The following is a 10,909-nucleotide window of genomic DNA, read 5'->3' as shown; positions in this document are numbered from 1 at the left end:
GTCAGTTCACTAGTAATGAATTCACTGCCAAATTAAAAGCGCACAAAATCCGGATTAGTATGGATGGAAAAGGTTGCTGGGTTGACAATGTGATGATCGAGCGATTTTGGCGGAGTTTGAAATATGAAGAGGTATATTTAAAGGCTTATGAAACGCCAAAGGAAGCAGAGCTTGAAATTAGTAACTATATAGTGTTTTATAACGAGCAGCGATACCATCAGAGTCTTGACAACCTAACACCAGATCAGGTTTATTTTGCAAGACAAAGGTTCGCCACATAACTTGGGTTGATCACTTAAGAAACTAGGTTGTGTGTCCAGTCAATGGGATCCATTTCTGTCTTATCAAGTCTTATTGAGTTTAACAATAATCAAAATATTGATAATCATGATTCATTCGAAGAATTTCTTGACCTTTTCAGTGAGTTTTCGCAAGTATTCACATATCTGAATAGAGGGTTAGAAATCCCAAATAAGATCAAAGTTACTTCAACTGATTTTAATCGAACTAAAAAATATTACAGTTCTGCTTATGAATCTTTAGCCAAAATGTTGTATATCCCAGCGGGGATAAATAATTTAATTGAACGAGGTGATCCGCATAAATTTGAGAAAATGGATTCACTTGATAAGTTTGTTAAAAATGGTAATGGAAACAAGCTTCGTTGTGTTGATAGCAATGATAATCTAAATAAAATAAGTGCTTGCTATGATAACCACCTAAGAAATGCCTCATTCCATAATCATATGAAGTATAACCCTAAAAAATCTAAGATTAGCTTTAATCAAAATAACGGAACACCTGTCAGCATGACATATAAAGAATACTTAATGATGTGTATCAAGATTACGGAGTCTATAGCCGCTTTAAATTTATTTGTTTTACAAGAACTAAGACAGAGTTAATTAAGAACCATCAAAATTTATAAAGCTATTAGACATTTAATTTTGGAGAAAAAGTGGCCAGGAAACATAAATACGTTATAACCATTAACTTTGATTATGATAAAAGCAAGTTGGTATGTAAGGAAAGCGTACCATATCCATTTTCAAAAAGTTATAAGGATCTTTTTGAGATTTTTGAGAATAAAATAGAGATTACTGCTCATCGGAGTAACAGGTTAGATATTTCAGGTGTATTCGAAAATTACAACAGTGCTATTTATACCCAGATAGTGAAGTCTTTAGTATATTTTTATAGCCAAGTGGGAAAAGCTTTGGAAATCATAAATATATCTATTGATTATATTTATGATGATGAGCTTAAAAGCAATAGCGATATCAAAAATGGCGAAATAAATCAGATTGTTAAAAATAACGATGATTTGTCAATTTTAAAAAAAGTAAATGGAAAAGCATTAGAAGTTATATTTGAGGAAACTTCTAGAGGTCATGCTCACTTAATAGCAATGACTCACTTGGTTAAATCTTTTTGCTCTGAGAGTATTTATGACGCTTTTGAGAGAAAGTGGAAAGCATTTAACGCTATCTATAGAGAGGCCGCAGGTAGCAGCAACGCAAGTGAGTTTAGTCGATTATGCTTTATGCGTGAAAACGTAATATCCTTTCCAGCAAACTATCCTTTGATTCTAAATGAAGTTGCTAAATTAGATGCTAAAGTGGTGAGAGAAAAGTTAAGGTGGGTAAAATTTATACACAATAATTTTTCTAACCTAAAACGACCTGAACTTTATAAAGATTTCATTTTGGCTAACGATGATTATAGATTGGCAGAAATAAACAAAAGTACATTATCTGTACGAGAATTGCTTCTTAAAAATGAAGGTTTTTATGACGAAGTTGTCAAGCATTTGAATGACAAAATTGATAATAAGGTTGTAAATAACCCCCATCTTGCAGCTACGCTGTGCATTAAATATATGTATTTCGTTCGAAATAAGTCAGTTCATGCCGAAAAAGTCGACTCTAGTTTCAGGTTGACGTCATTAACTAAAGAAGAAAGTGAGATTTCTTGGCTTTCGTCATTACTCGATTTAATGCTAATTGATCTAGTGAATGGGCATTCAAATTTTAACTAATATGAATAGGTATTGAACAAGCCTATGCCTACTAGTTTACACCATTCGAGTCAGGTCTTTAGTTTTGAATTTTCATAAAAGTAGATAAAAGGCATTGGGCAAGATTAAATACCTGCCCCTCAAAATGAAGTGGCTTAGCAAAGCGCTAGGATTATTATAGATGATAGATGATAGATGATAGATGATAGATGATAGATGATAGATGATAGATGATAGATGATAGGTGATAGGTGATATGGGAAGAATTGAAGATGCGATAGAAATAATGGCTATTAGGCTGAATAGCAATCCAAATCAAACTTTAAATACAGTTGTAAATATAATTAAAAAATTGAAATGTCATATAAATCGTCAACAGGTACTTTCTTGCGATGAAAGATATGACTTAGTAGATCAGCTATCTTATTACGTTTATGTACAACCTATATGTTTGCCTTTGAAGCAAAAAATAGGTTTTACTCGAGCAGTAAGATATTCAGAAACGAGCGGTTGCACGTATAGCAATGTGTCTAGGTTATCTTATATTCCGATAGGTTCTGAAATCCCTGTTAGTAAAGGGAGAATAAATGAAAGTGGAGAATCCTTATTTTATGCAAGTCTACTATCTAACAATAATAGTGTGTTGACAGCTTTAGCTGAGTGCAGATCAAGTGAAGGTGAAACCTTTAATATACTCTTTAGCGAAACCTGTCCAAATACTTACGGATACCTAACACTTCAACCATTAGGCCTTAATGATTACTTTCGAAGAGGTGTGCCGGATCCATTTTATACGGACACTAAAGACAGAGAGCTATACAAAAAGTTTCTATCAGCCATTTGTCCCGAAGGGAAAATAGCAATGCAGCTATGTGATGCTTTCATGGTTGATGTACTAACTAGCCCTGGTTCAGATACACTCTATGATGTTTCTTCAGCTATTGGGAAAAAGTACCTTTCTGCCCCTTTTGATGGCTTGATATATCCTTCCACGAAGTACGCCGGGCATCCTAACGTAGCGTTGAAACCATCCTCTGTAGACCAAAAGTTACAACATATATCTACCCAATCTGTTTTAGTGGACGAGAAGTATGACTATGGTATATATCAACTTAGTCAGCGAGCGAAGGGAAAAGTGGATTCAGTTGGTGCTATAGTTTGGGACGCAGTAAAATCCTAATTAATAATTCAACCCGATTTACAACGCATGGCCAGCTCGATTTAAAAACATTCGTATCAGGTCTTGATCTGTGAATTTTCAGAAAAGTAGATGACACAGTAAATTAGAGCATCCACACCCAATAGTTTTAAAATCATTACGTTATGATTTTAAAATTCTTGGGTGTCCTTATTTCCCTCGTATTTATCCCTCACCGCTCAAACAAAAAGAAAATTAAATCCTGTTCTCAGCGGTATACATGCCTGTAGAATGAGCAAAAATTAGATTCTTATATTTTACTGCTGTTCATAAGTACAGTATATTTAATCTACATTGCCTCAATTAATTAGATAGAACTGAAGATGAAAGACAAATACAAGCTAATAGATTTATTCTGCGGCGCTGGAGGCATGACTTTAGGGTTTGTCGACAAAAGATACAGCGGACTATTCGAAAGTATATTTGCTATAGATAACGAGCGTGCTGCCGTTGATACATATAACCTGAATTTTGGAAATGACGATCACTGTATACATGCAGATATTGAAGAGTGGGTTAAAGAAAATACTGTCCCTGCTGCCGATGTCGTTATTGGTGGTCCACCTTGCCAAGGTTTTAGTCTTTTGAATAAGAAACGCCAGGGAGATCATCGTCGTGCTCTTTGGGAACCTTATCTGGATATCGTCGAGAGATCTGGCGCATCAATTTTTGTTATGGAAAACGTTTCAGGGTTATTAAAGAGTCCTGAGTTCGATGATATCTGTTGTCGTGCTCGAGAAATGGGCTTTGAACTATTGCAGCCGGAAGTTTTGAATACAGCTGATTACGGAGTTCCCCAGACTCGAAAACGAACTATTGCAATAGGGGTCAAAGTTTCTGAATTCGATTTATCTTCACTTGAGCCATTTCCACCTGCTCCGACGCATAGTGCACCAGGCAAAGATACTGGCTTACCAAATTGGGTAACAACAAAAGAAGCGATCGGAGATTTACCTAGAGAAACAAAAGGTACAGAGATAAGAAAAAATGATCCTGCCCCTTTGAATTTACACTTTGGTAGAAATCCAACCGAGATGAGTAAGGAAAGGTATAAAGTTATTCCTCCTGGAGGAAATAGGTTTGATCTTCAAAAACACCGTCCTGATATTACGCCGAATTGCTGGATTAAAAAAAAGTCTGGTGGCACCGATCTTTTCGGTCGGCTATGGTGGGATCGCCCGTCTGTAACAATTCGAACTGAATTCTTTAAACCCGAGAAAGGAAGATACCTGCATCCTTCTGCAGATCGACCAATCTCTCACCGAGAAGCTACAAGGTTAATGTCTTTTCCAGACAGCTTTGAATTTAGCGGCACTAAGATAGAGATTGCAAAACAAATAGGAAATGCTGTTCCGCCAACTTTTGCTGGAGCAATAGCAAGTTTTACAGCTAATTTACTATCAAAGAGAATGATGGGAAAGTCTAAAAAGGTAGCATAATGGCCAGACGATCAAAACGAAGCGATTCTGAAAAGCTTAGACAATCTCTAATTACATTACTGATAGATTTTGAACATAAGCTGAATCAAGACAATCTTCGGGAACAAGTTCAAAGCTTGATGCCTGCACACCATCAGCTCAGAGACTTGGGAAGCTCTTTGATTCATGAAGAGGATGCAGAGTCCGCAAAAGGTAGAGTATTAGCTTATCTGAGAAAATACCCGGCAACTCTGCTTCACGGAGATGAGTTAATGATCGTCGCGGGCATCAGTGAGTATGCAAGAAGAATTAGAGAGCTTAGAAAGGAAATGGGCTGGCCTATTCTTAGCGGACAAGCATTGAAAGATATGGTTGCTGACGGCGATCTATGTGCCAATATCGATAATTATAAAAAAGTAAAAACAGATACCTATTATTTAATTGAAGACAGGCAAGATATAGAAGCCGCATATCGATGGAACTTAGCAAATGAGATCCGGAAAAGTGATCAAAGTGTAAAAATTAAAATACTCGAATATCTTAGAAAAAATATTGGGAAAAAAGTCACTGGTGAAGAACTTAAATACCTTGCTAAAGATCGCTCTGAATGGGCTCGAAGAGTAAGAGAGTTAAGAACAGAAGAGGGCTGGCCTATCATGACATGTAATACCGGGATGCCTGAACTGGCTGTCGGTGTCTATATTCTCACTGAAGACCGTCAGGCAAAAGTTCATGATCGAAAAATACCTGATCCGGTTCGAATTGCTGTATTAACTAGAGATTCCTTTTGCTGTAAAAAATGTGGCTGGAACCCTGAGAAAAGAAATAGTGGTGACAAACTTCGTAATTTCCTAGAGCTTCACCATATAGAACATCACGTTAACGGCGGTAAGAATGAAGAAGACAATTTAATTACGCTTTGTAACGTGTGTCATGATGATGTTCATCGAGGAAACTCTTCAGAAGCCGAGCTATTTAAGCTTATAGGCGTTAATATCAAAATATAGAATATTCGCTGTTGAGTGGTATGGAACAAATAAATTTTTACCTTTAGATGCAAAAAGCCCGCTAACTAAGCGGGCTTTTTTGTATCTGCAGTATTTACATCTTTAGTTTCTATTAAAACAACCTCAATGCTGAAATGACTACCCCGACGATAGTGCAGTTGCCGTTGATGGGTTGAATTTTTGTGGGCCAGTCTGGGTTGGCTGCTTTTAAAAACTTTTGACCACTTTCTATGATCAGTTGTTTAAAGGTGGCTTCGTTTTCGTCATCTAATCGGGCAACGACATATTTACCGTTGGTTGGCTCAACATCCGGATCAATAAAAACCAATTCCCCTTCAGTAAATACCGGGTTCATGCTCATGCCGATGACTTTGAGTATAAATGTATCTTTTGAACATTTTACCGGGCAGGGGTAGTGCTCTGCTTCGTGAATTTCAGTTAATGAAATAGCTGACCAGTCGCCTGCTTGTACCCATGAAATGAGTGGAAAAGAACCTTGCAGTTTATGGTGTGTTTCGACCACGTTGGCATCAAATCCAACAGTCGAGGGTGAGCCTTGGCCAGTTAAAAGCCAATTAGGATCACATTCTAAAGCTTTAGCTATTTCTATTATTTTCGTTGTTTTTTTGATCTTTCCAGACAACAAGCGATTAATAGTAACTTGCGTGGTTCCTGCAAGTTCAGCGAGTTTGGACTGTGTTAAGTCCAAATGCTTCATTCTAATTCTGATGTTTTCAGCTAATAAATTCATAGGTGAAATATATAGTTTTAAGTATAAATCTTCAAATAGCTATAGCTATAATTATATCTTTGTGTATAGTTGTGCGTATACATAATATATCTAAACGTATAAGGCATAGTGAAATGAAAAAAATAGATGTGATTAATTTTTTTGGAACACAAGAAAAAACGGCAAGAGCACTCGGAGTAAAACAAGCCTCTGTTTCTAGGTGGCCTAAAGAAGTTCCTCAGCGCCGTGCCTTTGAAATTGAACGTATCACCAATGGTGCATTAAAAGCCGATTTTGTAGTTCCCCAGCAAGCCACAATTAAGGATTAATGATGAATACAAATTTTGCATTACTCGCTCGTTTTGAAAGTCCTTTTGTTGCATTAAAAGATATCAGCAAAGAATTTCTGGGCATAACTCCAAACACCGCAGAGCAAAAAGCGAAAGCGTGTGATCTTCCTTTTCCTACCGTAAAGCTGCGTGATTCTGAGCGCAGCCCTACCATGGTTAAGATTGAAGACTTAGCCGAATATCTTGATAAACGATATGAAGCCGCCGCAAAGGAATGGCAATCAGTACAGGCACACTAAGCGGTGTCAGCCAGTAGCGATTCTGTTTGATTCGCATTCTTTTTGTTTTGTTAAGTTGAGTATCGATTATGACTACTTCTAGTTCAATGTGCAGTTTCCGTGAGTCTGCCCTGCAGGCTTTTGATAATGCGTGTAGTGCTTTTGCTGAAAAAGAGAATATGTTTCAAGTTGCAACTAACACGGGAATTAATACGACATTACTGCGCAATAAATTAAACCCCTCTCAGCCACACCGGCTGACCGTAGAAGATTTAATACTGATCACTAAAGAGAGTAATAACTACTGCATCGTTAACAGTCTTTTGCTTCGCCTGGATATGGTTGGGGCAAAGTTAGATCTGCAAAGCAGTGAAGAAACCCTAGTAAAACGCGCTTTAGAAAACAGCATGTTTGCCGGTGATCTGTCCCGTCTTGCATTAGAGAACGCTGGTGAAACTCGCCTGTCTCGGAGAAAACGTAATGAGCTGTTAGAGCGTGCCCACCAAAGCGTTAGCAATTTAGTGCTGCTGATGAACGATTTAGAAAATAAAACCAGTGGCGTAGCGCCGTTTTTATCCATGGCAACAGACTTTGTTATTACCAATGGTGCGCCGGGATTAGTGTAGGAAAGTGTCTAGGAAGTAAATAGAAAGTAAGACGAGTGTGATAACCAGAACGGCCATTCTGATTATCACGTACATAAACAAGTATAGGTACTAATTATGTCCAACGAATATAGCACAGCTTTAAAAATGGGTGCAACAGCCCCGTTTATTTTAATCATGGCATTGAGCCACTTTGAACGCCGCGCCTTTATTGATGCGGTATCACCTGATTTGTTACCGGCACAGAAACGTTCGTTACTGAAAGGAGTTTAATCATGCGAGTAGAAAATAATAATCAAACGACAAACCATCGCGCCATGTTACTGGGTATGGATTCGGCTTTTGCTAAAAGTGGTACAAATCCCAATATAAAAGCAGTACCGACATTGCACATACACAATGAAAGTGAGGATGCGGTTTACAGCATGGTGAACTCCATTATGACGCTGGCGATGTTGAATGCTGAGGTGCTGCATATCCAGACCTTATATTCACCGCATGTGAAAAAGTTCAATGTGCGTGTTCAGCCTGCCGATTCCGATTATAAAAATCCGAATGTAGTTTTTATTGAGGATATTTATTTAGATAAACCAACCTCGCTTGAGCAGTTAAAGATATTGGAAGATCTGTTAATTGAGTTGGTTGCGGATGCTAAAGATTTAGCAATGGGGGCGGTATGAATACAGCTGCTGCGTTAAAAACAACTCCGCCTAAAACACAGCAGGAGTGTATTGTTGAGTTATATGCCCTGTTTGATGAAGCCAGCCGAGGCGGTGTGCTGTGGCAGAAGTTAGAGCGGTCGGTGCGTGAAACCTTTTGCCGCTTTGCAGGATTAAAACAGCGTCACGTTGAGCTGCCGCTGGATAAGTTTAATGAACTAGACCGCCATAAACTGCTGAAGTCGATTAAAAACATTGAGCAGGCCGCTAAGCCGTTCAGCAGTCTTTCACTTCAGGATTTTAAATAAAGCATGTTCAACACACCCGGTATTTCAGATTACGGTTTAACTAAGCAGTATTTTGACGAACTTTACCCGGCAGATACTGCTGCCGAAAATCACCCCGTTGATTTAGATGTCGATAACGAGCTTGATAATGTGCCGTCCAAGGATGGTTTATGGAAGTCGTTTAACCCGTGGGAGCCGACAGTCGAGCAGAAGTATAAAAACTTTCGTGCTGAGCCTAAAAAGGTGCTGGAAAAAGCACATGTTGGTACAGAAGGTTTATGGGAACGCGATAAAGAGTGGGCCTGTTCGCTGCTGCATAAAGCGGTACCGCCTGAGCTGGCTGTCTCACTTTTTGCCCAGTATGTGAAAAAGTGGGAAAACTACGTATTACACAAGCAGGCTAACCCGGCTAGTAAAAGCCGCACCAACCAGGGCAATGTTTGGCTGCGTAAGCGCATTAATATGGTGAAATGTGCGGTGGCTTCTTTCCCTGTTCCTATTGAACATTTAAAGCATGACGGCCTGCGTAAAAGCATGGCACAACTTTGGGCTGAGAAGTGTATGGCCTGCGTGGTTGAAACGGCAGATTCAGGCAAAAATATGATTGATGCCTTTGAAGCTGCTGAGCTGTTTATTAAACAGTGGGGCTTTACGGTGCTGACGCCTTCTCAGGAGTTTGAACCGCTCGAAGATGAAAACGCTGAAGATTATAAACTGCGTGTCGCAAAAGAGCTGGCTGGTTTTCGACTGACAAGGTTAATTGATGATGCTTGGTGGTTTCGTAAAATTGATGATGCATACAGACAGTTTTGCGAACATTGCCAGATTTTAAATGGCCGTGTTTGCAAAGGTGTTTCTATTTATTTAAGTGATGCGGGACTGCGTGACTATCGCGCCCGTAAAAAAGCAGGTGCACTGGCGCTGTCTAAAATGGTGGCGCGTAATGAGGAAACGGGCGACGAGATAAATATGCTGGATGTTGCCAATAGCTCAGTGGCTAACCCGGCCATTCGCCGTCATGAACTGATGGTGCGTATGCGCGGCTTTCAAGATATTGCGGAAGAAAACAAGTTAATCAGTGGTTTTTTCACCTTGACTGCCCCCTCTAAATATCACGCTTACCACATGCTTAAAAATAAAGAAAAAGCCAAGGAAAACAGTAAATATGCAGGTTTCACTCCTAAGCAAACCCAGCTGTATCTGTCTGATGTATGGGCCAAAGCCCGCGCAGCTTTAAAGCGCTTGGATATTCCTTTTTTTGGTTTTCGCGTTTGTGAACCACACCACGACGGCACACCGCACTGGCACGCTTTGTTTTTTTTCAAGCCGGAGCATGAGCAGGTTATCTGTTACATGCTGGCGGAATATTTCACTCAGACTGACCGCCACGAATTGAATGCAGAGCATGCTGAATTTTGTGACTGGCATAGTTTGGTTATCGGCAGAGGTGAATACGGCCGTTATATAAAAGAGGTTGATACTGCGGTTGTTAATGATGTGACAGCGGCACTTGTCGAACGCATAAAAGCCCGCTTTAAATATAAAAGAATGGACTCAGAAAAGGGCGGTGCGACAGCTTATATCGCTAAATATATTGCTAAGAATATTGACGGTTACAAGTTAGATGAAGACGAAACGGGCACGGCTGCCGATAAAGCCGCATTGGCAGCCTGCGGCTGGGCGAGTACATGGCGCATTCGCCAGTTTCAGCAGATAGGCGGTCCTTCGGTTTCGGTATGGCGAGAGCTTAGGCGCTTACCGCAGAACGAACAGGTGAAGGCTGAAAAAGCAGCCGCTAAAGAGAAAGGGGAAAAGTATCAGTCAAAAATCCGCGCATTGACCGATCTGATAAATGATGAACACACCATAGAGGTAGCGCGCATTGCCGCCGACTCAAACAACTGGAGCATGTTTATTCATGCCATGGGCGGCTTGTTTGCTACCCGTAACTCTTTCCCTATCCGCATGGTTTATAAGCCCGTGGGTAATGCCTACGGCGAAACGGTTAATAAGTTAAAAGGTATTGGATCTTTTGACCGGACGATGATTACGCACTCCGACGCCTGGGTGATAGGCAAGGTCGGGGAAGAAGGTGGTTTTGACCTTGAAGAAAACGACAGTTTTCTCCCTTGGAGTTCTGTCAATAACTGTACGCGGGTTAAAAAATCAGCAGTTGAACAGGCAGTTATTGAGCAGTTTGAACCGCTAGGGGTTGATCTTGATGATTATCTGCTAGGGGTTGTGATGAAAGGAGGGCGAATTTTGATACCAGACGGCCGAAGAGCCTGGTTATCAAATACAGATTTAGGCTGGCAGCTTCGTGTTGAGGAGATAATTACGGATGTTGGATGGGGTGACTGGTAATGCGTTTGGAAAACTTTAATTAATTGGAGGTAAATATGAGTGGTGCATTCGAGTCT

The 10,909-nt window shown here is 39.8% G+C and carries 14 protein-coding genes; 13 read left to right on the top strand and 1 reads right to left on the bottom strand.

Translation table 11 applies throughout. The features are described from left to right. The 6 genes from G337_RS0117655 to G337_RS0117630 all read left to right on the top strand — a co-directional run. Positions 1-281: integrase core domain-containing protein (locus tag G337_RS0117655; protein WP_028865065.1), on the top strand; the 281-nt coding region annotated here is incomplete at its 5' end. A gap of 42 nt (positions 282-323) precedes the next feature. Beyond that, positions 324-905 carry a hypothetical protein gene (locus G337_RS0117650; RefSeq protein ID WP_028865064.1) on the top strand — a complete coding sequence of 194 codons (582 nt, stop codon included), beginning with the start codon at positions 324-326 and terminating at the stop codon, positions 903-905. Positions 906-958: 53 nt separating this feature from the next. Continuing rightward, the gene (locus G337_RS0117645) at positions 959-2,038 is read left to right on the top strand and encodes a hypothetical protein (protein WP_028865063.1); all 1,080 of its coding nucleotides are present in this window, start codon (positions 959-961) and stop codon (positions 2,036-2,038) included. Positions 2,039-2,273: 235 nt separating this feature from the next. Continuing rightward, complete coding sequence (locus G337_RS0117640; RefSeq protein WP_028865062.1) at positions 2,274-3,197, top strand: hypothetical protein; 924 nt, start codon at positions 2,274-2,276, stop codon at positions 3,195-3,197. A 341-nt stretch (positions 3,198-3,538) separates the two neighbouring features. After that, complete coding sequence (locus G337_RS0117635; protein ID WP_037027889.1) at positions 3,539-4,654, top strand: DNA cytosine methyltransferase; 1,116 nt, start codon at positions 3,539-3,541, stop codon at positions 4,652-4,654. Then, a complete protein-coding gene (locus G337_RS0117630; protein WP_028865060.1) occupies positions 4,654-5,640 on the top strand; it encodes an HNH endonuclease in 987 nt (328 codons plus the stop codon). Before G337_RS0117635 ends, G337_RS0117630 begins: the two co-directional genes overlap by 1 nt. Before the next feature lie 112 nt (positions 5,641-5,752). On the opposite strand, the gene G337_RS0117625 is transcribed toward G337_RS0117630, so the two are convergent. After that, complete coding sequence (locus tag G337_RS0117625) at positions 5,753-6,391, bottom strand: LexA family protein (protein WP_028865059.1); 639 nt, start codon at positions 6,389-6,391, stop codon at positions 5,753-5,755. A gap of 113 nt (positions 6,392-6,504) precedes the next feature. Between G337_RS0117625 and G337_RS0117620 the strand changes: the two genes are divergently transcribed. From G337_RS0117620 to G337_RS26575, 7 genes are all read left to right on the top strand, one after another. Further along, positions 6,505-6,699 carry a Cro/CI family transcriptional regulator gene (locus tag G337_RS0117620; RefSeq protein WP_028865058.1) on the top strand — a complete coding sequence of 65 codons (195 nt, stop codon included), beginning with the start codon at positions 6,505-6,507 and terminating at the stop codon, positions 6,697-6,699. A gap of 2 nt (positions 6,700-6,701) precedes the next feature. Next, the gene (locus tag G337_RS0117615; RefSeq protein ID WP_028865057.1) at positions 6,702-6,959 is read left to right on the top strand and encodes a pyocin activator PrtN family protein; all 258 of its coding nucleotides are present in this window, start codon (positions 6,702-6,704) and stop codon (positions 6,957-6,959) included. 68 nt (positions 6,960-7,027) lie between these two features. Further along, entirely contained in the window at positions 7,028-7,564 is a 537-nt protein-coding gene (locus G337_RS0117610) for a phage regulatory CII family protein (RefSeq protein ID WP_028865056.1), read from the top strand. A gap of 96 nt (positions 7,565-7,660) precedes the next feature. Next, positions 7,661-7,816 (top strand): hypothetical protein, encoded by a 156-nt coding sequence (locus G337_RS28935; RefSeq protein ID WP_169719637.1) that lies wholly within the window; start codon positions 7,661-7,663, stop codon positions 7,814-7,816. 2 nt (positions 7,817-7,818) lie between these two features. Continuing rightward, positions 7,819-8,223: a hypothetical protein gene (locus G337_RS0117600; protein WP_028865055.1), complete on the top strand. Its 405-nt coding sequence runs from the start codon at positions 7,819-7,821 to the stop codon at positions 8,221-8,223. Continuing rightward, positions 8,220-8,510 (top strand): hypothetical protein, encoded by a 291-nt coding sequence (locus G337_RS0117595; RefSeq protein ID WP_028865054.1) that lies wholly within the window; start codon positions 8,220-8,222, stop codon positions 8,508-8,510. The genes G337_RS0117600 and G337_RS0117595 overlap by 4 nt, the downstream gene beginning before the upstream one ends. A gap of 3 nt (positions 8,511-8,513) precedes the next feature. Continuing rightward, positions 8,514-10,853: a replication endonuclease gene (locus tag G337_RS26575; protein WP_051303359.1), complete on the top strand. Its 2,340-nt coding sequence runs from the start codon at positions 8,514-8,516 to the stop codon at positions 10,851-10,853. Positions 10,854-10,909 lie beyond the last annotated feature (56 nt).

The sequence above is a fragment of the Psychromonas aquimarina ATCC BAA-1526 genome (genome assembly GCF_000428725.1).
Lineage (GTDB): Bacteria > Pseudomonadota > Gammaproteobacteria > Enterobacterales > Psychromonadaceae > Psychromonas > Psychromonas aquimarina.
The sequence above is the reverse complement of the archived record's forward strand: the minus strand, read 5'-3'. Positions and strand labels throughout refer to the sequence as shown.

Excerpts from the sequence above, each read along its gene's own strand:
- G337_RS0117630 (WP_028865060.1), top strand. The coding sequence starts at position 4,654 with ATGGCCAGACGATCAAAACGAAGCGATTCTGAAAAGCTTAGACAATCT.
- G337_RS0117600 (WP_028865055.1), top strand. The coding sequence starts at position 7,819 with ATGCGAGTAGAAAATAATAATCAAACGACAAACCATCGCGCCATGTTA.
- G337_RS0117595 (WP_028865054.1), top strand. The coding sequence starts at position 8,220 with ATGAATACAGCTGCTGCGTTAAAAACAACTCCGCCTAAAACACAGCAG.
- G337_RS28935 (WP_169719637.1), top strand. The coding sequence starts at position 7,661 with ATGTCCAACGAATATAGCACAGCTTTAAAAATGGGTGCAACAGCCCCG.
- G337_RS26575 (WP_051303359.1), top strand. The coding sequence starts at position 8,514 with ATGTTCAACACACCCGGTATTTCAGATTACGGTTTAACTAAGCAGTAT.
- G337_RS0117650 (WP_028865064.1), top strand. The coding sequence starts at position 324 with ATGGGATCCATTTCTGTCTTATCAAGTCTTATTGAGTTTAACAATAAT.
- G337_RS0117640 (WP_028865062.1), top strand. The coding sequence starts at position 2,274 with ATGGGAAGAATTGAAGATGCGATAGAAATAATGGCTATTAGGCTGAAT.
- G337_RS0117635 (WP_037027889.1), top strand. The coding sequence starts at position 3,539 with ATGAAAGACAAATACAAGCTAATAGATTTATTCTGCGGCGCTGGAGGC.
- G337_RS0117625 (WP_028865059.1), bottom strand. The coding sequence starts at position 6,391 with ATGAATTTATTAGCTGAAAACATCAGAATTAGAATGAAGCATTTGGAC.
- G337_RS0117615 (WP_028865057.1), top strand. The coding sequence starts at position 6,702 with ATGAATACAAATTTTGCATTACTCGCTCGTTTTGAAAGTCCTTTTGTT.
- G337_RS0117620 (WP_028865058.1), top strand. The coding sequence starts at position 6,505 with ATGAAAAAAATAGATGTGATTAATTTTTTTGGAACACAAGAAAAAACG.
- G337_RS0117610 (WP_028865056.1), top strand. The coding sequence starts at position 7,028 with ATGACTACTTCTAGTTCAATGTGCAGTTTCCGTGAGTCTGCCCTGCAG.